At 61.0% G+C, this 23,545-nt stretch carries 19 protein-coding genes; 2 read left to right on the top strand and 17 right to left on the bottom strand.

Features of this window, described 5'->3' with window-relative positions:
* Nucleotides 1–243: 243 nt before the first annotated feature.
* The 17 genes from accA to rpsB form a co-directional block, all read right to left on the bottom strand.
* Nucleotides 244–1,194: an acetyl-CoA carboxylase carboxyl transferase subunit alpha gene (accA, locus tag C3418_RS06180; protein WP_010673419.1), complete on the bottom strand. Its 951-nt coding sequence runs from the start codon at nt 1,192–1,194 to the stop codon at nt 244–246.
* Nucleotides 1,195–1,210: 16 nt separating this feature from the next.
* On the bottom strand, nt 1,211–4,690 hold the full coding sequence (dnaE, locus tag C3418_RS06175; protein WP_102949240.1) for a DNA polymerase III subunit alpha: 3,480 nt from the start codon (nt 4,688–4,690) through the stop codon (nt 1,211–1,213).
* Between the two features lie 53 nt (nt 4,691–4,743).
* Nucleotides 4,744–5,334: a ribonuclease HII gene (rnhB, locus tag C3418_RS06170; protein WP_039039433.1), complete on the bottom strand. Its 591-nt coding sequence runs from the start codon at nt 5,332–5,334 to the stop codon at nt 4,744–4,746.
* A gap of 78 nt (nt 5,335–5,412) precedes the next feature.
* Nucleotides 5,413–6,552 (bottom strand): lipid-A-disaccharide synthase, encoded by a 1,140-nt coding sequence (gene lpxB / locus C3418_RS06165; RefSeq protein ID WP_039039432.1) that lies wholly within the window; start codon nt 6,550–6,552, stop codon nt 5,413–5,415.
* Nucleotides 6,545–7,336, bottom strand: a complete 792-nt coding sequence (gene lpxA / locus C3418_RS06160) for an acyl-ACP--UDP-N-acetylglucosamine O-acyltransferase (protein ID WP_010673415.1) — start codon at nt 7,334–7,336, stop codon at nt 6,545–6,547. The genes lpxB and lpxA overlap by 8 nt, the downstream gene beginning before the upstream one ends.
* 2 nt (nt 7,337–7,338) lie before the next feature.
* Complete coding sequence (fabZ, locus tag C3418_RS06155; RefSeq protein WP_010673414.1) at nt 7,339–7,800, bottom strand: 3-hydroxyacyl-ACP dehydratase FabZ; 462 nt, start codon at nt 7,798–7,800, stop codon at nt 7,339–7,341.
* 24 nt (nt 7,801–7,824) lie between these two features.
* Nucleotides 7,825–8,844, bottom strand: a complete 1,020-nt coding sequence (gene lpxD, locus C3418_RS06150; protein ID WP_039039449.1) for a UDP-3-O-(3-hydroxymyristoyl)glucosamine N-acyltransferase — start codon at nt 8,842–8,844, stop codon at nt 7,825–7,827.
* Nucleotides 8,845–8,847: 3 nt separating this feature from the next.
* Nucleotides 8,848–9,360 (bottom strand): OmpH family outer membrane protein, encoded by a 513-nt coding sequence (locus tag C3418_RS06145; protein ID WP_029313943.1) that lies wholly within the window; start codon nt 9,358–9,360, stop codon nt 8,848–8,850.
* A gap of 146 nt (nt 9,361–9,506) precedes the next feature.
* Nucleotides 9,507–11,930 (bottom strand): outer membrane protein assembly factor BamA, encoded by a 2,424-nt coding sequence (bamA, locus tag C3418_RS06140; RefSeq protein WP_029313941.1) that lies wholly within the window; start codon nt 11,928–11,930, stop codon nt 9,507–9,509.
* Between the two features lie 34 nt (nt 11,931–11,964).
* Complete coding sequence (gene rseP / locus C3418_RS06135) at nt 11,965–13,317, bottom strand: sigma E protease regulator RseP (RefSeq protein WP_103858159.1); 1,353 nt, start codon at nt 13,315–13,317, stop codon at nt 11,965–11,967.
* A gap of 76 nt (nt 13,318–13,393) precedes the next feature.
* Nucleotides 13,394–14,590 carry a 1-deoxy-D-xylulose-5-phosphate reductoisomerase gene (ispC, locus tag C3418_RS06130; protein ID WP_010673409.1) on the bottom strand — a complete coding sequence of 399 codons (1,197 nt, stop codon included), beginning with the start codon at nt 14,588–14,590 and terminating at the stop codon, nt 13,394–13,396.
* A gap of 67 nt (nt 14,591–14,657) precedes the next feature.
* Nucleotides 14,658–15,515 (bottom strand): phosphatidate cytidylyltransferase, encoded by an 858-nt coding sequence (locus tag C3418_RS06125; RefSeq protein WP_039039428.1) that lies wholly within the window; start codon nt 15,513–15,515, stop codon nt 14,658–14,660.
* Between the two features lie 27 nt (nt 15,516–15,542).
* Nucleotides 15,543–16,319, bottom strand: a complete 777-nt coding sequence (gene uppS / locus C3418_RS06120) for a polyprenyl diphosphate synthase (RefSeq protein WP_039039427.1) — start codon at nt 16,317–16,319, stop codon at nt 15,543–15,545.
* Between the two features lie 72 nt (nt 16,320–16,391).
* Nucleotides 16,392–16,949 carry a ribosome recycling factor gene (gene frr, locus C3418_RS06115; RefSeq protein WP_010673406.1) on the bottom strand — a complete coding sequence of 186 codons (558 nt, stop codon included), beginning with the start codon at nt 16,947–16,949 and terminating at the stop codon, nt 16,392–16,394.
* 95 nt (nt 16,950–17,044) lie between these two features.
* A complete protein-coding gene (pyrH, locus tag C3418_RS06110; RefSeq protein WP_010673405.1) occupies nt 17,045–17,779 on the bottom strand; it encodes a UMP kinase in 735 nt (244 codons plus the stop codon).
* Nucleotides 17,780–17,850: 71 nt separating this feature from the next.
* Nucleotides 17,851–18,732 (bottom strand): translation elongation factor Ts, encoded by an 882-nt coding sequence (gene tsf / locus C3418_RS06105; protein ID WP_010673404.1) that lies wholly within the window; start codon nt 18,730–18,732, stop codon nt 17,851–17,853.
* A 104-nt stretch (nt 18,733–18,836) separates the two neighbouring features.
* Nucleotides 18,837–19,565 carry a 30S ribosomal protein S2 gene (gene rpsB / locus C3418_RS06100; protein ID WP_010673403.1) on the bottom strand — a complete coding sequence of 243 codons (729 nt, stop codon included), beginning with the start codon at nt 19,563–19,565 and terminating at the stop codon, nt 18,837–18,839.
* A gap of 358 nt (nt 19,566–19,923) precedes the next feature.
* Here rpsB and map point away from each other — a divergent pair, with 358 nt between their 5' ends.
* Both map and glnD read left to right on the top strand, forming a co-directional pair.
* Nucleotides 19,924–20,712: a type I methionyl aminopeptidase gene (gene map / locus C3418_RS06095; RefSeq protein WP_010673402.1), complete on the top strand. Its 789-nt coding sequence runs from the start codon at nt 19,924–19,926 to the stop codon at nt 20,710–20,712.
* Nucleotides 20,713–20,776: 64 nt separating this feature from the next.
* The gene (gene glnD / locus C3418_RS06090) at nt 20,777–23,419 is read left to right on the top strand and encodes a bifunctional uridylyltransferase/uridylyl-removing protein GlnD (RefSeq protein WP_103858158.1); all 2,643 of its coding nucleotides are present in this window, start codon (nt 20,777–20,779) and stop codon (nt 23,417–23,419) included.
* The last annotated feature ends 126 nt before the right edge of the window (nt 23,420–23,545 follow it).

The raw sequence follows: 23,545 nt of genomic DNA, 5'->3' as shown, positions 1-23,545 counted from the left end.
GGCAATGCTGTTCACTTAAGAGAATTTGAGTTCCAGTCCACGTAGTATCAGGACAAAAAATCGAGGGAGGCATGATGCCTCCCTCTTTCTATTGCAAGCCCCGCTGGATAAAGGCTGGAGGAAGATCGACTGGACACAGCCTTGCCCCCTCAACTCAAATCCAATTTATGAATAATCAGTCAAAAAAGTGCTTATCTGAACAGCATTGCCCGCATGCGGGGACTTTTTATTGGAAGCGCCAGATCAGCAGTAGCCGTAACCCAGCAGACGCTGGTAGCGCTGCTCCAGCAGTTGCTCGCTGTCGAGGGGGCGCAGGGCATCCAGATCCTGTTTGATGCGCGCTTTCAGGTGCTTGGCCATCTTCTCCACATCGCGGTGGGCACCACCGAGGGGCTCCTCGACGATGTTGTCGATGAGCTTCAGCTCCTTCAGGCGCTGGGCGGTAATGCCCATGGCATCCGCCGCCACCGAGGCCTTCTCGGCGCTCTTCCACAGGATGGAGGCGCACCCTTCCGGGGAGATGACGGAGTAGGTGGAGTACTGCAGCATGTTGACCCGATCGCCCACGCCGATGGCGAGGGCGCCGCCGGAGCCGCCTTCACCGATCACGGTGCAGACCACCGGCACGGTCAGGCCGGCCATGACTTTCAGGTTGCGGGCGATGGCTTCGGACTGGCCACGCTCCTCGGCACCGACGCCAGGGTAGGCACCCGGGGTGTCGATGAAGGTGATGATCGGCATCTTGAAGCGCTCGGCCATCTCCATCAGGCGCAGGGCCTTGCGGTACCCTTCCGGGCGCGGCATGCCGAAGTTGCGCTTGATCTTCTCCTTGGTCTCGCGACCCTTCTGGTGACCGATGATCATCACGGGCTCGCCGTCGAGACGGGCGATGCCGCCGACGATGGCCTTGTCATCGGCATAGGCGCGATCCCCGGCCAGCTCGTCGAAATCGGTGAAGATCTGCTCGATGTAGTCGAGGGTGTAGGGGCGCTGGGGATGACGTGCCATCTGGGATACCTGCCAGGCCCCCAGATCGCCGAAGATCTTCTTGGTCAGCTCTTCGTTTTTCTTCTCCAGCCGGCGAATGTCTTCGCTGAGATCCACGGCACTGTTGTGCTCGCTCACATGGCGCAGTTCATCGATCTGTGCCTGCAACTCGGCGATCGGCTGTTCAAAATCCAGAAAAAGACTCATAGGGACAATAGATCCTCTAATCAAAAACCAATTCAACCCGCTCTCGTCCAAGCAGGACTCGCAAGTCATCTATCAGTTGATCGGTGGGCGTCACCCGCCACTCGGTACCGAGCGTCAATCGCACCCGGGAACCGGGGCGACGATAGTTTACCTGAACCGGACAGACTCCGGCACGGGCGGGCTCCAAAATCTCGCACAAACGCGGGAAAAAGCGCTCGTCAATGCGTTGTTCATCGAGGGAGATGCGGATTGCCCTGGCAAAACGCTCCCTCGCATCGTTGATATCCAGCAACTCGCGGGCCGACATTTTAAGGCCACCGGAGAAGTCATCAAAGCTGACCTGTCCAGAAACCACTAAAATACGGTCTTTTTGCATCAATTCTTCGTATTTTTCCAGCGCTTCACTGAAAAGGGTCACATCCAGACGGCCGGATCTGTCGTCCAGGGTGAAGATCCCCATCTTGTTGCCGCGCTTGGTCACCATGCTGCGCGCCGCGATCACCAACCCCGCCGCCGTGGTCACCGTATCCCGGGAGGTGGGATGCAGATCGCACAACCGACCCGAGGTGTAGCGCCGCAGCTCGCTGCTGTACTGGTTGATGGGGTGACCGGTGAGGTAGAGCCCGAGGGTCTCGCGTTCCCCTTCCAGCCACACCTTGTCAGGCCAGTGCGGCACGTTGGCGAACGCCTTCTTGACGTCGTCGATCTCCTCCGTGAGCACGCCGAACATATCGACCTGCCCCACCGCCTGGGCCTTGGCGTGCTGCTCGGCGGCGCGCATCGCCTCCTCCAGGGTCGCCATCAGGGCGGCGCGGTGGGGGCCGAGCCTGTCCATGGCGCCGGAGAGGATGAGCTTCTCCATCACCCGTTTGTTGAGCTTCTTGATGTCGACCCGGTTGCAGAAATCGAACAGGTCGCGGAATGGACCGTCCCGATCCCGCGCCTCCAGGATCGCCTCGATGGGCCCTTCCCCTACCCCCTTCACCGCGCCGATGCCGTAGACGATGTGGCCGTCCTCGTTGACGCTGAAGCGGTAGCGGCCGGTGTTGACGTCCGGCGGGATCACGGTCAGCCCCATGCGCTGACACTCGTCCACCAGGGTCACTATCTTGTCGGTGTTGTCCATGTCCGCGGTCATCACCGCCGCCATGAACTCCGCCGGGAAGTGGGTCTTGAGCCAGAGGGTCTGGTAGGAGACCAGCGCATAGGCAGCGGAGTGGGACTTGTTGAAGCCGTAGCCCGCAAACTTCTCCACCAGATCGAAGATCTTCATCGCCAGTTCGCCGTCGACGCCGTTCTTGACCGCCCCCTCCTCGAAGCCCGCCCGCTGCTTGGCCATCTCTTCGGGTTTTTTCTTGCCCATGGCCCGGCGCAGCATGTCCGCGCCACCCAGGGTATACCCCGCCAGGGTCTGGGCGATCTGCATCACCTGCTCCTGGTAGAGGATGATGCCGTAGGTGGGCTCGAGTATGGGTTTGAGGCTTTCGTGCTGCCACTTCTCGTCCGGGTAGGAGATGGCCTCCTTGCCGTGTTTGCGCTCGATGAAGTTGTCCACCATGCCCGACTGGAGCGGGCCCGGGCGGAACAGGGCCACCAGCGCGATCATGTCTTCGAAGCAGTCGGGCTGCAGCCGCTTGATGAGGTCCTTCATGCCGCGGGATTCGAGCTGGAACACCGCCGTGGTCTCGAAGCGCTGCAAGAGGGCGAACGACTTCTTGTCGTCGATGGGGATGGCGGCGATGTCGACCGGCGGCTTGCCCTCTTTGGCAAGACGGGGGTTTATCATGCCAAGGGCCCAGTCGATGATGGTGAGGGTGCGCAGCCCCAGGAAGTCGAACTTCACCAGGCCCGCGTACTCCACGTCGTTCTTGTCGAACTGGGTGACCGGGTGATGCCCCTCGTCGTCGCAATAGAGCGGCGCGAAGTCGGTGATCTTGGTGGGCGCGATCACCACGCCACCGGCGTGCTTGCCGGCGTTGCGCACCACCCCTTCCAGGCGGCGGGCCATGTCGATGAGGTCCTTGACCTCCTCGTCTTGCTCGTAGAGCTCCGGCAACTTGGGCTCGGCTTCGAACGCCTTGGCGAGGGTCATGCCGGGGTCGGGCGGGATCAGCTTGGAGATGCGATCCACAAAACCGTAGGCGTGGCCCAGCACACGGCCGACGTCCCGCACCACCGCCTTGGCCGCCATGCTGCCGAAGGTGATGATCTGGGATACCGCCTCCCGGCCGTACATCTCGGAGACGTGATCGATCACCTCGTCGCGCCTGTCCATGCAGAAGTCGACGTCGAAGTCGGGCATGGAGACCCGCTCGGGGTTCAGGAAACGTTCGAACAGCAGGTCAAATTCCAGCGGATCCAGGTCGGTGATCTTGAGGGCATAGGCCACCAGCGACCCCGCCCCCGAGCCCCGGCCCGGACCGACGGGGATGCCGTTGTCCTTGGACCACTGGATAAACTCCATCACGATGAGGAAGTAACCCGGGAAGCCCATCTGGTTGATCACTTTGAGCTCGATGTCGAGACGCTCGTCATACTCGGGACGACGCTCGGCCCGCACCGCCGGATCCGGGAACAGGAAGGCCAGCCGCTCCTCCAGCCCTTCCTTCGACTTCATGACCAGGAAGTCTTCGGTGGTCATGTCGCCGGTGGGGAAGTTGGGCAGGAAATACTCGCCAAGGCGCACCGTCACGTTGCAGCGCTTGGCGATCTCCACCGTGTTTTCCAGGGCTTCCGGGATGTCGGCAAACAGCTCCGCCATCTCCTCCTGACTGCGCAGGTACTGCTGGGGGCTGTAGCGGCGCGGTCGGCGCTTGTCCATCAGGGTGTAGCCGTCGTGGATGGCGACCCGGATCTCGTGGGCATCGAAGTCATCGGCGGTGAGGAACACCACCTCGTTGGTGGCCACCACCGGCAGTTCGAACTCGCTGGCAATGGCCACCGCCATGTGCAGGTAGACCTCCTCGTCCGGGCGGCCGGTACGCAGCAGCTCCAGATAGTAGGCATCCGGGAAATGGGTCTGGTAGAAGGCGAGGCAATGCTCCACCATCTGGCGGTTGCCCTTGAGCAGGAACTTGCCCACATCCCCCTCGCGCCCGCCGGAGAGGACGATCACCCCCTTGGCATGTTCGCCAAGCCAGGCCTTGTCGATGACGGGGCGCCCCTGCACATGACCGCGCTGATAGCCGCGGGAGATGAGCAGGGTGATGTTCTGGTAGCCGTCGTTGTCCATGGCGAGCAGGGTGAGGCGGAACTGCTCGTCCCCAAGCTCGTCGCTCTGCACCCAGAAATCCGCCCCGACCAGGGGCTTGATCCCCTTGCCGTGGGCAGAGCCGTAGAAGCGCACCAGGCCGCACATGTTCATCTGGTCCGTCAGGGCCAGGGCCGGCATGTTGTTGGCGGCGGCTGCGGAGACGATGGGACCGATCTTCTGCAGGCCGTCGACCATGGAGAAGTCGGAGTGCACCCTCAGGTGGATGAAGCGGGGATCAGCCATGGTCACGCCCTCTCATTGCGCAAGCAGAAATCGTTCAGACAGATCGGCATCGGTTATTCGATCCCCAGAGCGCGGCGCACCGGCTTGAAGCTCTGCCGGTATTCGGGCAGCGGGCCCCGTTCGGCCAGAATGGCGAGGTGCTCCGCCGTCGGGTAGCCCTTGTGGCGGGCGAAACCGTACTCGGGATGGCGGCTGTCCAGCTCGGTCATCTCGGCGTCCCGGGTCACCTTGGCGAGGATGGAGGCGGCGCTGATGGCGGCCACCAGGCTGTCCCCCTTGACCACGGCGCGGGCCTCCATCGGCAATCTGGGGCAGCGGTTGCCGTCGATGAAGACCAGCTCGGGCGTCACCTTGAGCCCCGCCACGGCGCGCTGCATCGCCAGCATGGTGGCGTGCAGGATGTTGAGCTCGTCGATTTCCGCCGGGCTGGCGCGGCCGATGGCATAGGCCAGCGCCTTCTCTTTGATCTCGCCAAACAGGGCGAGCCGCTTCTTCTCGGAGAGCTTCTTGGAGTCGGCGAGGCCAAGGATGGGATTGGCAGGATCCAGGATCACCGCGGCGGTGACCACGTCACCCACCAGGGGGCCGCGACCCACTTCGTCCACCCCGGCAATCAGCTTGTCTTCGGGAATATCGATCGTCATCTCATAGCCTTGAATCAAAACCGGCCCCGCAGGGCCAGTATCAGCACAACATCACGCCTGACACACAGGCAGAGCCCACTAGCGTTCCAGCAGCGCGGCAACCGCTTCCGCTGCCTGCACATCCGCATTGCAGCGGATCTTCTCGTGCAACCGGGTGAAGGTGGCGATGAGCTCGCTGTTGTCATGGTCCAGCAGCTTGCTCACCTCTTCCACCAGGTTGGCCGGGGTGCACTCGTGCTGGATGAGCTCGGGCACCAGCATCTTGTCCGCCAGCAGGTTCGGCAGGGAGACATAATCCGTCTTCACCAGCCACTGGGCCAGCAAGTAGCTGAAGGGTTTGAGTTTGTAACCCACCACCATGGGCTTTTTCACCAGCATGGCCTCGAGGGCCGCGGTGCCGGAGGCGAGCATCACCACATCGGCGGCAATCATGGCCTCGCGGCCCTGGCCGTCCAGCAGCACCATGTCGAGCTCCGGGGCCACCTCGGCCTTGATGGCGAGGAACTGCTCGCGCCGTTTCTGGTTGACCAGAGGCACGATGAAACCGAGATCCGGGTTGTGCACCGTCAGGTGCTTGCACGCCTCGAGGAAGACCGGCGCCATGAAGCCCACTTCCGCCGTGCGGCTCCCCGGCAGCACCGCCAGCCAGCGACGGGCGGGATCGATGCCGAGGGCCTCGCGCACCGCCCCTTGATCCGGCACCAGCGGAATGTCGTCCGCCATGGTGTGGCCGACGAAGCGACAGGGGGCATCGAAACGGTCGTAGAAGGCTTTCTCGAACGGCAGGAAGGCGAGCACCATGTCGGTGGCGGCCTTGATCTTGTGAATGCGGCCCTGACGCCAGGCCCAGACGGAGGGACTGACATAGTGGACCGTCTTGATACCGGCGCGGCGCAGTTTCAGCTCCACCCCGATATTGAAATCCGGTGCATCCACACCGACGAAGATGTCGGGGGGATTGGCGATGAAGTGGCGCAGCAGTTCGCGGCGTACCTGGAGGATGCGGGGCAGACGGCCCAGCACCTCGGTGATGCCCATGACGGAGAGCTCCTCCATCTCGAACAGCGCCTTTACGCCGAGAGCCTGCATCCGCGGCCCGGCGATCCCTTCGAACTGCGCATCCGGGTAGCGGGCTTGCAGTTCGCGCACCAGCCCTGCGGCCAGGATGTCGCCGGAGGTCTCTCCGGCGACGATGCCGATGCGAATGGGATCAGGCACGGATGATCCCGCGCTCGTTGTCCTTGAGGAAATCCACATAGAGCTGGATGGCAGGTTCGCTCTGGGCCATCTCGCTCAGCACGGGCAACACCTCTTCAATGGTCTTGCCGGAGCGGAAGATCTCCTTGTAGGCGCGCTTGACGGCAGAGATCGCCTCGGCGCTGAAGCCACGACGACGCAGGCCTTCGGAGTTGACCCCGAAAGGCTTGGCGTAGTTGCCGGCGGCCATCACGTAGGGCGGCACGTCCTTGTTCAGGGCAGCGCAGCCGCCGACGAAGGCGTGGGAGCCGACGCGGCCGAACTGGTGAATGGCAGACAGACCGCCGAAGATCACGAAGTCACCGATGTGCACATGGCCCGCCAGGGTGGCGTTGTTGGCGAAGATGCAGTTGTCACCGATGATGCAGTCGTGGGCCACGTGAACGTTGACCATGAACAGGTTGCCGCTACCCACCTTGGTCAGGCTCTGGTCCTGGGTGGTGCCGCGGTGCACGGTGCAGTTCTCGCGAAACACGTTGTTGTCGCCGATCTCGAGGAAGGTGCGCTCGCCGGCGTACTTCTTGTCCTGGCAATCCTCACCGATGGAGGTGTGCTGGAAGATCTTGTTGCCGCGACCGATCTTGGTCGGGCCCTTGATCACCACGTGGGAGCTCACCCAGGTGTTGTCACCGATTTCCACCTCGGCGCCGATGACGGTGAAGGGGCCGATTTCAACCCCTTTGCCGATGACGGCAGACTCATGGACGATGGCGGTGTCGTGGATGATGGCAGTCTGATCGATCACGGTTATACCTCGCGCTTGGCGCACATCAGTTCGGCAGTACAGACCACTTCACCGTCGACGGTGGCGACACCGGTGAACTTGGCGATGCCGCGACGCTCCTTCAGGAACTCCACATCCAGCACCAGCTGATCGCCGGGACCCACCGGGCGCTTGAAGCGGGCATTGTCGATGGAGGCAAAGTAATAGAGCTCGTTGGGGGACGGCTTGCCCACCATGGTGAAGGCCAGGATACCGGTGGCCTGGGCCATGGCTTCCAGGATCAGCACGCCGGGGAAGACCGGCTTGGCCGGGAAGTGGCCCTGGAAGATCGGCTCGTTGAACGAGACGTTCTTGATGGCGCGCAGGGTCTTGCGCTCATCGCTGATCTCGTAGTTTTCCACCTTGTCCACCATCAGGAACGGATAACGGTGGGGCAGCAGATCCATGATTTCCTGGATGCCCAGGCTCTTCTTTTCAGTAGTCAAAACAGTACCCTATACCAATCGTGATTATTCTTGATCCAGCTTTTTCTCAAGCTTGCTCAACCGCTTGTGCATCTCTTCGATACGCATCACCCGGGCGGCGGTCTTGCGCCACTCTTTATTGGTTTGCAGGGGGATGCCGGAAGAGTAGATACCGGGCTCGGTGATGGGACGCATCACCATGGCCATGCCGGTGACGGTGGCCTGGTCGCAGATCTCCATGTGCCCGTTAAAGACGGAGGCACCACCAATGATACAGTATTTGCCGACCTTGAGACTACCGGCCATCACGGTGGAGCCCGCCACGGCAGTGCCGTAGCCGATCTCGACGTTGTGGGCGATCTGGCACTGGTTGTCGATGATGACGTTGTCAGCGATGCGGGTATCTTCCAGCGCACCGCGGTCGATGGTGGTGCAGGCACCGATCTCGACCCGGTTGCCGATGGTCACGCCACCAAGCTGGGGGATCTTGATCCACTCGCCGCGCTCGTTGGCATAACCGAAACCGTCTGCCCCGATCACGGTGCCGGCCTGTACCAGACAGTCCGTGCCCAGGGTCACGTTGTGATAGAGGGTGACGTTGGCCCACAACCGGGAGCGCGCTCCCAGTCGGGTATCCTTGCCAACGAAACAGCCCGGGCCGATGCGCACATCGTCACCCAGCACGACGCCGGATTCGATCACCGCATTGGCACCGATGGCCACTCTCTCGCCCAGTTGCACGTCAGCCGCGATGACGGCGCTCGGATGGATATCCATGGCCGGCTGCGGGGTGGTGTCCAGCAGTTGGGCAACCCGTGCAAAGCCCACGTAGGGGTCCTTGAGCACCAGGGCGTTGGTGGGGCAAAACGGCAGGTCTGCCTCGGTGATGAGCACGGCAGTGGCCTTGCTCTGCTCCAGAAAATGCCGGTACTTCTTGTTGGACAGGAAGGCTATCTCCCCCTCCCCGGCTTTTTCCAGTGTCGCGACCTTGCGAATTTCCCGGGTCCCATCCCCATGGACCTCGGCCCCCAGTTGCTGGGCCAGCTGTGCGAGAGTGAATGCCATCAATTAGTTGCTCTTGCTAACCTGAGAAATAACCTGGCCGGAGATGTCCAGCTTGCTGGCTGCATAAGGGGCGGCGTTGCGCTCCAGCACCAGATCGTAGCCATTGCTCTTGGCGATGGCGTCAATGGCAGCCTGCACCTTGGTCAGGATCTTGTTGCGCTCTTCGGACTGACGGCGACCGTTGTCCTGTTCAAACGCCTGACGCTTCTGGTTGAATTCCATCTGCAGCTTGGCCAGCTTCTCCTGGCTCTGCTTCTTCTGTTCGGCGCTCATGAAGGCTTCGTCCTTCTTGAACTTCTCGACCAGTGCCTGACCGTCAGACTCCAGCTTCTGCAGTTCACGCATGCGCGGCTCGAACTCGCCCTTCAGCTTCTTGGCAACGGCTTCACGCTGGGGCAGCTTTTGGAAGACTTCGCCCATGTCGACCACGGCAATCTTGGTCTCAGCGAAGGCAGAACCCATGCCGGCAGCCATCAGTGCAAAGCTCAAACCAGCTACTTTCAACGCTTTATTCACACTTACTCCTTGGTCCCTCGGTCGAGGGCTACCTGATTTACCTGATTGTGCAAGCGATCCACGAGATCGTCTTGTTACCTGGTGAGGCACGCAAACGCGCGACCCATCATGCTTCCCCCGCCATGGCGGGGGGGCGTCCGCTCCCCTTAGAAGGTACGGCCGATGTTGAAGGAGAAGACTTCGGTGTCGTCCCCTTCGTATTTCTTGATTGGTCTTGCCAGCACGAACACCAGCGGGCCCATGGGAGAGAGCCACTGCAGCGACAGGCCGGTCGACATCCGGATGTTGCTCGGGTCGGAGTAGTCCATCAGATAGTTGCAACCACTGAAGCAACGGTTCTGATACTGGCTGTAGTCGAAGTGGGTATCCCACACGGAACCGGCGTCGATGAAGAAGCTGGTCCGCAACTGGGGCTGATAGGTCTCGGAGGCAAAGGGCGTCGGCACGATCATTTCCAGCGAGGCCACCGCCAGGGCGTTGCCCCCGACCGAGCTGTCAGTGCCCTGGATGACGTCGTTACCACTCAAGTTGTAGTAGTAGAGCGCCTTCGGACCGACTGTGTTGCTCTTGAAACCACGCAGGGTGTCGAAGCCACCGGCGTAGTAGTTCTCGAAGAACGGCAGAACGTGCTCGTAATCGCCATTGGTGCCGTAGCCATCGCCGTAGGAGGCACGGGCCTTGGCCAGCATGACCCATTTGTGATCGGCATCAAACGGGAAGTAGTGGGCATCTTCTGCGTTGAGCTTGAAGTACTGCAGATCCATGCCGGGCACCGTCACCTTGGCGTTCACCCGCTGGCGGTCACCGGAGGTCGGGAACTGACCCTTGTTGAGGGTGGAGCGGGTCCAGCCGGCGGTGACGTCCACGGTGTTGAACACCATGCGGTTGTCGCCATCCAGATTGCCGTTGTAGACCTTCCAGAACTCGTCCACCTGTACATAGGGGTTGGGCTGGGACAGTTTGTTGTTTTCGTAGCCCAGGCTGAAGTCGAGACGGTTGTTCTCGTTGACCGGGAAGCCGCTGGAGAGACGGAAACCGACGGTGGTGTTCTCGTAGTCCACGATGTTGGCGTCGGCCGCACTGAACTTGTTGTAGTAGAGACGGCCGCCCAGGCTCACCCCGTCCACGGTGAAGTAGGGGTCGTTATAGCTCAGGTCGACGCTCTTGGAGTAGTCGTTGGTGCTGGCGTTGATGCCGATCTTCTTGCCGGTCCCCATGAAGTTGTCCTGCTGCAGACCCGCCTGCAGGCTCAGACCCGACTCGGTGCCGTAGCCGATACCGGCGTTGATGGACCCCGCCGGCTGCTCCTTGACCTTGAAGTCCAGATCGACCTGGTCATCGCTGCCCGGCACCCGCTTGGTGTCAACCTCCGCGGTCTCGAAGAAGCCGAGGCGGTTGAGACGGGTCTTGGACTGCTCGACGTTGTCGGAGGAGAGCCAGGTGCCCTCCATCTGGCGCATCTCGCGACGCAGCACTTCGTCCTTGGTGGTGACGTTGCCGCTGAAGTTGATGTTGCGCACATAGACCCGGGGACCCGGCTCCACGTTGACGATGAGCTCCACTTCCTTGGTCTGGTCGTTGATCTGGGGGAAGGTGACCACTTTCGGATAGGCGTAGCCGTAACGGCCGAGGAACTTGGAGAGCACCTCTTCGGTATGGGTCACCTGACTGGCGGAGTAGACGCTGCCCGCCTCGATGGGGATGAGGCCCTTCATCTCGCCGCCGCGGTCGATGAGGTCGCCCTTGAGCTGGATGCCGGAAACCTTGTACTGCTCCCCTTCCTTGACGTTGAGGGTGACATAGACCCCCTTCTTGTCCGGGGTCATGGAGACCTGGGTGGACTCCTGGGTGAAGCGGATGTAGCCGCGGTCCATGTAGTAGGAGCGCAGCACTTCGATGTCACCGGCCAGCTTCTGCTTCTGGTAGCGCTGATCGCCGGTGAAGTTCCACCAGGGCACGTCGTCCTTGAGGGAGAGCTGGGCCAGCAGCTTCTCTTCCGGGAAGACGTTGTTGCCGACGATGTTGATCTGCTGGATCTTGGCCGCTTCCCCTTCCACGAAGGTGAACTTGAGGTCGACCCGGTTGCGCGGCAGCGGGGTGACGATGGCCTTGACCTTGGCGGAGTACTTGCCCACGCCGTAGTAGAAATCTTCCAGCCCTTTCTCGAGGGAGCTCAGCACGGTGCGATCCAGCGGATCACCCACGCGGATCCCGGAGGATTCCAGGCTCTGGGTCAGTTGCTCTTCCTTGATATCCTTGTTGCCGGAGAACTCGATGCTGGAGATGGTCGGGCGCTCCTTGACTACCACTTGCAGCACCTGACCGTCGCGATAGACCTTGACGTCCTCGAAGTTGCCGGAGGCATAGAGCTTCTTGATGGCGTTCGCCAGGGACACGGAGTCGACGGAATCACCGACCCGCACCGGCAGATTCAACAGGGCGGCACCCAGGGTCACCCGCTGCAGGCCCTCGACCTGAATGTCTTGCACCACAAAAGAGGCCGGGGCAGCCTGAGCCAGGAAGCTGGCCCCCAGCAGGCAACTCAACACCAATGCTTTTTTAACAGCCATTTTGTTCTTATGTGTCCTTGTTGATGCTCTGGCCTCAGAGGCGAGCGAAATCATTAAACAGCGCAATGCCCATCAGTAACATCAGAATGGCGGCGCCTATCCTGAACCCAACTTCCTGAATTTTTTCCGATACCGGCTTGCCGGTGATCGCCTCGATGAGGAAATAGACCAGATGGCCACCATCGAGCACCGGCAGGGGGAACAGGTTGATGATCCCCAGGTTGACGCTGATGAGCGCCAGGAATCCGAGGAAATAGACCAACCCGTAATCGGCGCTGCTGCCGGCCCCCTTGGCGATGGAGATGGGGCCGCTCAGGTTGTCCAAAGAGACAATGCCACCGATCAGCTTGCCTATCATGTCGAAGGTCAGGGTGATCAGGCTCCAGGTCTTCTGGACCCCATGCCACAGGGCTTGCAAAGGCCCATACTGTAACAGAGTTCGATACTCATCCGGTAATGGAACCAGTTGCGGCGACAAGCCCACAAAACCGACCAGCTGGCCCTTCACTTTCTTCCCATCCGGGGTCAGGGTCAGGGTCATCTCGCTTCCCCCGCGCTCCACCGTCACCTGCAGCGGCTGCGCCGGTGACTGCTGGACACGCTCGACAAACTGGGCCCATTCGGTGATGGCCTCTCCATCGACCCCCTTGATGCGATCCCCTATCTGAAGGCCGGCCTTCTCGCTGGCGCTCGACGGTACCACGGCCTCCACCACGGGCAGCACCTTGCCACCGAGGGGCACTATCCCGAGGCTCCCGATGGGTGACTCTTTGTCCGGATCGAATTTCCAACCTGCCAGCTGCAGGGTCTTGTCCACTGCATAGCTGGTGTTGGCCGCCTTGAGCTTGAGCTGGACCGAGTCATCGCCAAGGTGGCTGATGAGGGCGTAGGTGACGCTCTCCCAGTCACCGGTCTCCTCGCCGCCGACGCCGACGATCTCCATGCCTGGCAGGATGCCGGCCTCTGCCACGATGGAGGCGGGACGCACCTCGCCCACCACGGGTTTGACGCTCGGCACCCCTATCATGAACATCAGCCAGAAGGCGAACAGGGCGAACACGAAGTTCGCCATGGGGCCGGCCGCGACGATGGCCATCCGGGCCCAGACGCTCTTGTGGTTGAAGGCCTGCACCTCCTCCCCAGGTTTGAGTGCGTCGACCCGGCCATCCAGCATCTTGACGTAACCGCCAAGGGGGATCAGGGCCAGCACGTATTCGGTGCCATCCTTGCCAAGGCGACGCCAGATGGCCTTGCCAAAGCCGATGGAGAAGCGCTCCACCTTGACGCCGCAACGACGAGCCACCCAGAAGTGGCCAAATTCATGCACCGCCACCAGCAGCCCGAGGGCCACGATGAAGGCGCCGATATTCCACAGAACCCCGCCCATCAGCCGCGTACCCCGCGGTCATGTCCAGTCCTGCGCTCGAGAGCATGGAGAGGGGCTGGCTGCCACCACAGTCCGTTCATACGGCAAGCTCCTTTATCAGTTGCTGGGCACGGGCTCGGGCCGTACCGTCCAGGGCGATGAGATCCGCCAGAGAGCCGGCAGCACTGCTGCCCAGCTCGGCCATGACGGATTCGTTGACTCTGGCAATATCCATAAATCCGATCCGCTCTGCAAGAAAAGCCGCGACGGCCTCCTCGTTGGCGGCATTGAGGGAGGTGGTCGCCCCCTGCCCCTGCTGGCACGCGCTCATGGCCAGCGCCAGACAGGGATAGCGCTCATAGTCGGGCCGGATAAAGCTGAACTCTCCGACACTGAAGAAATCCAAAGGTTCCACACCGGACTCGATCCGTTCCGGATAGGCCAGAGCGTGGGCAATGGGGGTGCACATGTCCGGGTTGCCGAGCTGGGCCAGCACGGAGCCATCCTTGTACTGCACCATGGAGTGAATGACGGACTGGGGGTGAATCACCACCTGGATCTGCTCGGGGGCCGCATTGAACAGCCAGCGCGCCTCGATGTACTCCAGCCCCTTGTTCATCATGGTGGCGGAGTCCACCGAGATCTTGGCCCCCATGGACCAGTTGGGATGGGCAATGGCTTGCGCCGGGGTGACATGGTGCAGTTCACCCACATCGGCATAGCGGAAAGGTCCGCCGGAGCCGGTCAGCAGGATCTTGCTGATCCCCGCCCCGGCCAGATCGCAGAAACCGGGCTGGCGCTGCACGTCGACCGGCAGGCACTGGAAGATGGCGTTGTGTTCGCTGTCGATGGGCAGCAGCTCGGCGCCATGCTCGCGCACCGCCTCCATGAAGAAGGCTCCTGACATCACCAACGCCTCCTTGTTGGCCAGCAGAATGCGCTTGCCGGCGCGCACGGCAGCCATGGTGGGTGCCAGACCCGCCGCACCGACAATGGCCGCCATCACGCTGTGGGCATCGGGGTGAGCAGCCACGTCGCACAGGGCTGCCTGACCGGACAACACCCGGGTGGTGCTGCCGTGGGCCTTGAGCCGACCCGCCAGCTCGCTGGCGGCGCCTTCGTCCACCATGACGGCAAACCGGGGGGAGAATTCGAGACAGTCGCGCAGCATGGCGTCCACGCTGCGGGCAGCGGTCAGCGCCAGCACCTGCCAGCGCCCGGGGTTGTGGCGCAGTACCTTGAGGGTGCTCTGACCGATGGAGCCTGACGCTCCCAGGATCACCAGGTTTTGCATCAAGACTCCTGATTGGGTAACAGACTGATGGAGCGGGACGCTCCCGGGATCATCAGTGCGCGAAACATCAAAACTCCGGGCCGAGCAACAGGTAGCTGAGCAGGAAGACGGGCAGCGCCGCCGTCAGGCTGTCGATGCGATCGAGAATGCCCCCATGGCCCGGCAACAGGGTGCCGGAATCCTTGATGCCGGCTTCCCGCTTGAACATGCTCTCGGCCAGATCGCCGAGCACGGAGGCCAGCACCGCCAGCAGAGAACAGAGCAGCACGGTGCCCATCTTGGCAGGCACGAAGCCCATGAACCAGGTCACGCCGATGGCCAGCAGGCTGGCGGTAAACAGCCCACCCAGCATGCCTTCGATGGTTTTACCCGGGCTCACGGCCGGTGCCAGCTTGTGTTTGCCGAACGCCTTGCCGAAAAAATACGCGCCAGAATCTGCCGCCCAGACCAGTCCCATCACGAACAGCAGGATCCAGGCTCCCATCATGGGGTCGTGGTAGAAGTTGTAACCGCGAATGGCCACCAGGGACCAGAAGAAGGGAACCAGGGTCACCAGACCGAACAGGGATTTGAGCCAGATGGATTCACGCCACAGCCTGGCGCTTTGCGGGTAGCGCAGCACCAGCAGCAGCCCCAGCAGCCACCAGCTGACAGCGGTCCAGAGCACGCCCATCACCAGCGGATGCAGTTGGGGGATCCAGAGTTGCTCCACGGGCACCCAAAACAGGCTGGCCCCCAGCAGCAGACAGAACACCAGCGGCAACCACTGTTGCGGCTGGGCAGTGACGAAGGCACTCCACTCACGGCTGGCCAGCAGAAAGACCAGGGCGGCGAGCAGGGCAAAGAATTTCAACGGCAGAAAAAACAGCGCCCCCAACACCAGGGGTACTAACAGTAATGCGGTAATAATTCGTTGTTTTAGCAAAAGAAACCTCTCTCTTGGGAGCGGGGTTTAGCCGGTCTGTTGCGCGGCGATCAATTCCCGGATCTGTTCACCCGTACACCCGAAGCGACGCTCGCGAGCAACGAAGGAGGCAACTGCCCCACTGAACTCGGCCTCGTCAAAATCGGGCCACAGGACCGGGGTAAAATAGAGTTCGGCATAGGCGAGCTGCCACAGGACAAAGTTGCTGATGCGATGATCCCCGCCAGTGCGGATCAACAGATCCACGGGGGGCAGATCAGCCATGCAGACATGACGACCCAATGCCGCCTCATCGACCGCCTCGGCATCGAGTTCACCCGCAGCCACGGCCCGTGCAAGGGTCCGGGCCGCCTGGGCGATGTCCCACTGACCGCCATAGTTGGCGGCGATATTGAGGGTCAATCCCTGATTGTTGGCGGTCAGGGCCTCGGCCTTGGCGATTTTGGCCTGCAGCCGCTCGCTGAAGCGGGCAGTGTCGCCAATCACCCGAAGGCGAATGCCGTTGCTGTGCAACTTGCTCACCTCGCGACCCAGCACCGTCATGAACAATTCCATCAGGGCGTTGACTTCCCCTTCCGGACGGCGCCAGTTCTCGCTGGAAAACGCAAACAGGGTCAGCGCCTCCATCTTGGCACGGGCGGCAAAGGCCACGGCCTCACGCACGGATTTCACGCCCGCCTTGTGCCCGGAAACCCGCATCTTGCCGCGGTTCTGGGCCCAGCGACCATTGCCATCCATGATGATGGCGACGTGACGGGGCAAGGACGAGCTGGCGCTATCGCCTAGCGCTGCCAAAAGCGACATTCATTTCTCCCACAAAGACAAAAGCGCCGTGCAGGGGCACTACACGGCGCTCGTAATATACCTGTCGGAGGCTTAGATTTCCATTAGCTCCTTTTCCTTCACAACCAGGGCGTCATCCACCAGCTTGATGAAGGTATCGGTCAGCTTCTGGATCTCTTCCTGGGCGCGACGGTCGTCGTCTTCGGAGATCTCTTTCTCTTTCAGCAGGGCTTTCAGGTCGGCGTTGGCATCGCGACGGATGTTGCGAATGGCAACCCGGGCACCTTCGGCTTCGGCACGGACGATCTTGGTCAGATCACGGCGACGCTCTTCGGTCAGCGGCGGCAGCGGCACGCGCAGAGTCTGGCCGTTGCTGGACGGGTTCAGGCCCAGATCGGAGGTCAGGATGGCTTTTTCCACCGCCTGGATCATGGAGCGATCGAAGATGGAGATGGAGAGAGTACGGGCATCTTCTGCCACCACGTTGGCCAACTGCTTCAGAGGAGTGGCAGCACCGTAATACTCCACCTGGATGCCGTCGAGCAGGCTCGGGTGAGCACGGCCGGTACGGATCTTGGACATCTGGGTCTTCAGCGACTCTACGCTTTTGCCCATGCGGTCCTTGGCGTCGTTTTTAATCTCGTTGATCACAGTGGTTTTCCTTTTGGCGAACGAGCCGACGGGCGGCTCGTATCTATCTTGTTGACTGGCGTAATGGACAAGCGAGCCTGGGGCTCACACTTGCCTTACTTGCTGGCCTGGTGGATCAGGGTACCTTCCGGCTCACCCATGATCACGCGGCGCAGCGCGCCCGGTTTGTTCATGTTGAACACCCGGATCGGCAGATCGTGGTCGCGGGCCAGGGTAAAAGCAGCAAGATCCATCACTTTGAGTTCTTTTTCAAGAACTTCATCATAACTCAGTTCCTGATAGAGCACGGCATCCGGGTTCTTGACCGGGTCATCGGTGAACACGCCATCGACCTTGGTGGCTTTCAGCACGACGTCGGCTTCGATCTCGATACCGCGCAGGCAGGCTGCCGAGTCGGTGGTAAAGAAGGGGTTACCGGTACCGGCAGAGAAGATCACCACCTTGCCGGCGCGCAGCTGGCTGATGGCTTCGGCCCAGCTGTAGGAGTCGCAGACCCCTTGCAGGGAGATGGCCGACATCAGGCGGGCATTCACATAAGCACGATGCAGGGCATCACGCATGGCCAGGCCGTTCATGACGGTCGCCAGCATGCCCATGTGGTCACCCACCACGCGATTCATGCCTGCCTTGGCAAGGCCGGCACCACGGAACAGGTTGCCGCCACCGATGACCAGACCGACCTGAACACCCAGCTCAACCAGCTCTTTGATCTCTTGGGCCATCCGTTCCAGCACCGCCGGATCAATGCCGAAACCCTCGGATCCTTGCAGGGCTTCACCACTCAACTTCAGAAGAACACGTCTGTATGCAGGCTTGGGATTGGTACTCATGTCACTGATTCCTGGTCATATAAAGACCGCGACATAAGTCGCGGTCTGGGGAAACGGAAAAACCGGTTCGATTAGGCCTTCTGAGCGGCCGCGATCTGGGCTGCTACTTCAGCAGCGAAGTCGGTCTCTTGCTTCTCGATGCCTTCGCCCACTTCGAAACGGGTGAAGGAAACAACGTCAGCGCCTTCTTTCTTCAGCAGCTCGGCAACGGTCATGGAAGGATCTTTCACGAACGGTTGACCAGTCAGGGAAACCTCACCGGTGAACTTCTTCATGCGGCCTTCAACCATCTTCTCGGCGATCTCTTTCGGCTTGCCGGAGTTGATGGCGATGTCGATCTGGATTTCGCGCTCTTTGGCAACGACTTCGGCAGACACGTCTTCCGGTTTGACGAATTGCGGGCTGTTGGCAGCAACGTGCATGGCCAGATCTTTGGCCAGCTCGTCGGTACCGCCAACCAGCTTGGTGATAACACCGATGCGGGAGCCGTGAACGTAGGTGCCCAGGTTGTCACCTTCAACCAGCATCACGCGACGCAGGTTCATGTTCTCACCGATCTTAGCGATCAGGTTGGTGATGGTCAGCTCGACGGACTCGCCGTTGCCGAAGTCGGCGGCTTTCAGCGCGTCAACGTCAGCGATTTTCTGGGTAGCAGCGATCTCGACGATCTTCTGACCCATGGCCAGGAAACCGGCATCCTTGGAAACGAAGTCAGTCTCGCAGTTCAGCTCGATCATGACGGCAACGTTGCCTTCGGTACGGGCGAAGATCACACCTTCAGCGGCGATACGGCCAGCTTTCTTGGCGGCCTTGGCCTGACCGGATTTACGCATGTTCTCGATAGCCAGCTCGATATCACCGTTGGCTTCTTCCAGCGCTTTTTTGCAATCCATCATGCCAGCGGCGGTGCGCTCGCGCAGTTCTTTTACCAGGGCGGCAGAAATGTTTGCCATGTCCAGTATCCTCGGTCTTGAATTGACAAGAAACAGGGGCCACAAGGGCCCCTGCTAACCAATTACATCAGCTTGGTTAATAAGGGCTTTTCAGTCCTTATCAATTACTCAGCTTCAACGAAGCCATCTTGTTCGGCTTGAACAACGATGTCCTGCTCACGGGCTTCCAGAACGGTGTCAGCAGCAGCGTTCAGGTACAGCTGTACGGCACGGATAGCGTCGTCGTTACCCGGGATGACATAGTCAACGCCGTCCGGGTTGGAGTTGGTATCAACGATGGAAACTACCGGGATACCCAGGTTGTTGGCTTCTTTGATAGCGATGTGCTCGTGGTCGGCATCGACAACGAACAGAACGTCAGGCAGGCCGCCCATGTTCTTGATACCACCCAGGCTCTTCTCCAGCTTTTCCATTTCGCGAGTACGCATCAGCGCCTCTTTCTTGGTCAGCTTGTCGAAGGTACCGTCTTCGCTCTGGGTTTCCAGATCTTTCAGGCGCTTGATGGACTGACGAACGGTTTTCCAGTTGGTCAGCATGCCGCCCAGCCAGCGGTGGTTTACATAGAACTGGTCGCAACGCTCAGCGGCTTCTTTGACGGCTTCAGACGCGGCACGCTTGGTACCTACGAACAGCACCTTGCCTTTCTTGGCAGCTACGGAGCTGATGAAGTTCATGGCATCGTCAAACATCGGAACGGTTTTTTCCAGGTTGATGATGTGAACTTTGCTGCGGGCGCCGAAGATGTAGGACTTCATTTTCGGGTTCCAGTAACGAGTCTGGTGACCGAAGTGAACGCCGGCTTGCAGCATGTCGCGCATAGAAACTTTAGCCATTTTATACCTCTGTATTGGGGTTAGGCCTCCACACATCCCATATAACCGACCCGTTAAGGCACCCCGGCATATGTGTCGATGTGTGTGTGTTGTTGAGTAAGGGTGATGGCATGAGGACACGAGTTCCCCATTCCGGCGCGCTTTATACCATAACTTTGGTCATGACACCACCAGCCCGGGTGCTAAAAATGGATCCCGGACCATGGTGCGACCGCCTGATGACGTTGCGATGACGATCACACTGGAAGTAAACGGGGGTTGGGGATAAAATTTCGCCCTGATTGCAAACGCATCTATTTTTCATTACCTGGTTGTTGGGCATCGGCAGGATGCGCAATCAGGCCCCAAGAGAGATCCCATGTCCATTAAAATCAAGACACCGGAAGAGATTGAAAAAATGCGTGTCGCCGGCCAGCTGGCCGCCGACGTGCTGGTCATGATCGCCCCCCACGTCAAGGCGGGCGTCACCACAGACGAACTGAATACCCTCTGCCACGACTACATCGTCGACGTGCAGCAGGCCATCCCCGCGCCGCTCAATTACCACGGCTTCCCCAAGTCCATCTGCACCTCGGTGAACGATGTCATCTGCCATGGCATCCCGAACCACAAGAAGCTGCGGGAAGGGGACATCATCAATCTGGATATCACCGTCATCAAGGATGGTTATCACGGCGATACCTCCGCCATGTTCATCGTGGGCCAGACCACCCCCCTGCGCCGCCAGCTCTGCAAGGTGGCCCAGGATAGCCTCTATGCCGCCATCAAACGGGTGCGCCCGGGCATGTGCATCACCGAGATCGGCGCCGTCATCCAGCCCATCGTCGAGCAGGCCGGCTTCTCCGTGGTACGCGACTACTGCGGCCATGGCATCGGTGCCGAGTTCCACGAAGAGCCGCAGATCCTGCACTACCGCAACGGCGGCAAGCTGGAGCTGAAAGCGGGCATGTGCTTCACCATCGAGCCCATGGTCAACAGCAAGAAGTACCACTGCAAGGTCAATCCGAAGGATGGCTGGACCGTGACCACCAAAGACGGCGGCGACTCCGCCCAGTGGGAGCACACCCTGCTGGTGACCGAGGATGGCTGCGAGGTCCTGACCCTGCGCCCCGACGACACTATCGAGCGTTTTATCCGCCACGTTTGACATTCAACCCCGGCCGCGCGCCGGGGTTGCTCTTTACCCGGCCCGACCGAGAGTGTGACATGCCATGGATGCCAGCCTGCTTTCTCCCCATCTGCTCCCAGACGATCAGCTCACCCGTGACAACTGCAAGGAGTACCTGAGCCGCTTTCTCGCCTGGCTGCACGAGCGCTTCGACGCCGGTGACAACATCATCGAACTGGTGGCCACCCGCTCCGAATACATGGACGCGCTGCTGACCAGGCTCTGGCACAAGTTCGGCTTCGACAGGACCGAGCTCACCCTGATCGCGGTGGGGGGCTATGGCCGCGGCGAGCTGCACCCCCACTCCGACATCGATCTGCTTATCCTCTATGAAGGGGACGAGCTGGACGAGGTGCTGGGGCTGCGCATCGGCGAGTTCATCACCCTCTTGTGGGATCTCAAGCTGGAAGTGGGGCAGTCGGTGCGCAACGTGGCCGAGTGCATCGAGCAGGGTCGCAACGACATCACGGTTGCCACCAACCTCATCGAGGCCCGTTACATCACGGGTCGCCTGGCGGGATTCGAGCAGTTGCAGGCGGCCACCCAGCCCCAGCACTTCTGGCCGAGCGAAGCCTTCTTTCGTGCCAAACGCGAAGAGCAGGCCCTGCGCCACCAGCAGTTTCTCGGTACCGCCTACAAGCTGGAGCCGGATCTCAAGAACAATCCCGGGGGCCTTCGCGACATCCAGACCCTGGCCTGGGTCGCCCGCCGCCACTTCGGCGCCACCACCCTGTTCGAGATGACCAGCCACGGTTTTCTCAACCGGGCCGAGTACCGGGAATTGCTCGACTGTCAGAATTTCCTGTGGAAGGTGCGCTTCGCCCTGCACATGGCCATCAACAAGGGGGACAACCGTCTCTTGTTCGACCGCCAGCGCACCGTGGCCCAGATGCTGGGGTTCGAGGGCGAGGGCAACGGCCCGGTCGAGCAGATGATGAAGCGCTTCTACCAGACTGTGCGACGGGTGGCCGAACTCAACGAGATGCTGCTGCAACTCTTTGACGAGGCCATTCTCGGCAACACCGCCATGGACGTGCGCCGCATCAGCGACGAATTCCAGCTGCGCGGCCGCCTCATCGATGCGGTGGACTCCGAGCTGTTCGGCCGGGATCCTGCCGCCATCCTGCGACTCTTCTACCAGATAGCCCAGCACCCGGAGATTGCCGGCATCCACTCCGCCACCTTGCGCCAGTTGCGCGAGGCCAGACGCACCCTCAACTGCTGGCTGCAAGATCTACCCGAGTGCCGCCGTCTCTTCATGGCGCTCCTGCGCCACCCCAACGGCATCGGCCAGCCGCTCACCCTGATGCACAAGTACGGGATCCTCGCGGCCTACCTGCCCCAGTGGAACCTCATCGTCGGCCAGATGCAGTTCGACATGTTCCACGCCTACACGGTGGACGAGCACACCCATCGGCTGCTGCAGAACATCCATCGCTTCCCGAATCCAGCCAACCGCCAGACTCACCCGCTCTGCCACGAGGTGTTCACCCAGTTGCGCAAGCCCGAGCTGCTCAGCATCGCCGCCCTCTTCCACGACATCGCCAAGGGCAGGCGTGGCGATCATTCCGAACTCGGGGCCGTGGATGCGCTGGAATTTTGCCAGTTGCACGGGCTGGATCGCTACGAGAGCCGACTGGTCGCCTGGCTGGTGCGCCACCATCTGCTGATGTCGGTCACCGCCCAGCGCCGCGACATCTACGACCCGGACGTGGTCACCGACTTCGCCCAGAAGGTGCGGGATGAATTGCACCTCGACCTGCTCTATTGCCTGACCGTGGCCGACATCTGTGCCACCAACGACAGTCTGTGGAACGACTGGAAGGGCACCCTGCTGCGCGAACTCTACTTCGCCACCCAAAAGGCCCTGCGCCAGGGGTTGGAAAACCCGCCGGACATGCGCCTAAAGATCCGTGAAAACCAGCGCCAGGCCAGGCAGATCCTGACCCAGCGCGAGGTGCCACAGGAGGCGGTCACCGCCCTCTGGAACGACTTCAAGGCCGATTACTTCCTGCGCCACAGCCCGGAGCAGATCGCCTGGCACTGCCGCAAGATCATCGCCCACGGTGACAACCCGGCCCCCCTGGTGCTCATCGGCAAGCATCCCATACGGGGCGGTAGCGAGGTGTTCATCTATTGCCGCGATACCCCCAACCTCTTTGCCACCGTGGCTTCGGCACTGGATCAGAAGAACCTCAGCATCCACGACGCCCAGATCATGAATTCGCGCAACGACTATGTGCTCGACACCTTCATCGTGCTGGAACCGAACGGCGAGCCCATCAGCCCCAACCGTACCGCCACCATCAAGAAGGCGCTGGAGAAAGCCCTTCAGGAGCCGGGCAAGCTGGTCCTGCGCAGCAAGCCCCTGTCTAGACGCCACCGCCAGTTCAGCGTGCCGACCAGGGTGGTCTTCCTGCCCCACAAGGGGGAAAACCGCCACACCCTGCTGGAGCTGACGGCCCTAGACACTCCGGGCCTATTGGCCCGTATCGGTGCCGTGTTCCAGCAGTGCGGCCTCTCCCTCCATGCCGCCAAGATCACCACCATCGGTGAGCGGGTGGAGGACTTCTTCAGCCTCACCACCCTGGCCGGAGAGCCGCTGAACCCGGAGGAGCAACAGGCCCTCGAGGAGAGGCTGGTCAATCAGCTCAACCCCCAGGAACCGGTTGGCGAGAGTGCCTGACACGCTCGGATGAAGCCTCGAAAGAGGCTTTTTGACGTATTGATTCCTCAATCAGAACAAATGGTTGGACCACTCAAGTACAATAAATCGCCCTGATTCTGAAGAAATCGGCGAGAGCCCTTAAAA

It is taken from the genome of Aeromonas sp. ASNIH8 (assembly GCF_002919855.1).
GTDB lineage: Bacteria > Pseudomonadota > Gammaproteobacteria > Enterobacterales > Aeromonadaceae > Aeromonas > Aeromonas caviae.
Note: the sequence above shows the minus strand (reverse complement) of the source record. Positions and strands in the feature narration are given on the sequence as shown.

Excerpts from the sequence above, each read along its gene's own strand:
- map (WP_010673402.1), top strand. The coding sequence starts at position 19,924 with ATGTCCATTAAAATCAAGACACCGGAAGAGATTGAAAAAATGCGTGTC.
- lpxD (WP_039039449.1), bottom strand. The coding sequence starts at position 8,844 with ATGGCATTCACTCTCGCACAGCTGGCCCAGCAACTGGGGGCCGAGGTC.
- rpsB (WP_010673403.1), bottom strand. The coding sequence starts at position 19,565 with ATGGCTAAAGTTTCTATGCGCGACATGCTGCAAGCCGGCGTTCACTTC.
- glnD (WP_103858158.1), top strand. The coding sequence starts at position 20,777 with ATGGATGCCAGCCTGCTTTCTCCCCATCTGCTCCCAGACGATCAGCTC.
- rseP (WP_103858159.1), bottom strand. The coding sequence starts at position 13,317 with ATGGGCGGGGTTCTGTGGAATATCGGCGCCTTCATCGTGGCCCTCGGG.
- bamA (WP_029313941.1), bottom strand. The coding sequence starts at position 11,930 with ATGGCTGTTAAAAAAGCATTGGTGTTGAGTTGCCTGCTGGGGGCCAGC.
- rnhB (WP_039039433.1), bottom strand. The coding sequence starts at position 5,334 with ATGACGATCGATATTCCCGAAGACAAGCTGATTGCCGGGGTGGACGAA.
- ispC (WP_010673409.1), bottom strand. The coding sequence starts at position 14,590 with ATGCAAAACCTGGTGATCCTGGGAGCGTCAGGCTCCATCGGTCAGAGC.
- uppS (WP_039039427.1), bottom strand. The coding sequence starts at position 16,319 with ATGTCGCTTTTGGCAGCGCTAGGCGATAGCGCCAGCTCGTCCTTGCCC.
- pyrH (WP_010673405.1), bottom strand. The coding sequence starts at position 17,779 with ATGAGTACCAATCCCAAGCCTGCATACAGACGTGTTCTTCTGAAGTTG.
- dnaE (WP_102949240.1), bottom strand. The coding sequence starts at position 4,690 with ATGGCTGATCCCCGCTTCATCCACCTGAGGGTGCACTCCGACTTCTCC.
- accA (WP_010673419.1), bottom strand. The coding sequence starts at position 1,194 with ATGAGTCTTTTTCTGGATTTTGAACAGCCGATCGCCGAGTTGCAGGCA.
- tsf (WP_010673404.1), bottom strand. The coding sequence starts at position 18,732 with ATGGCAAACATTTCTGCCGCCCTGGTAAAAGAACTGCGCGAGCGCACC.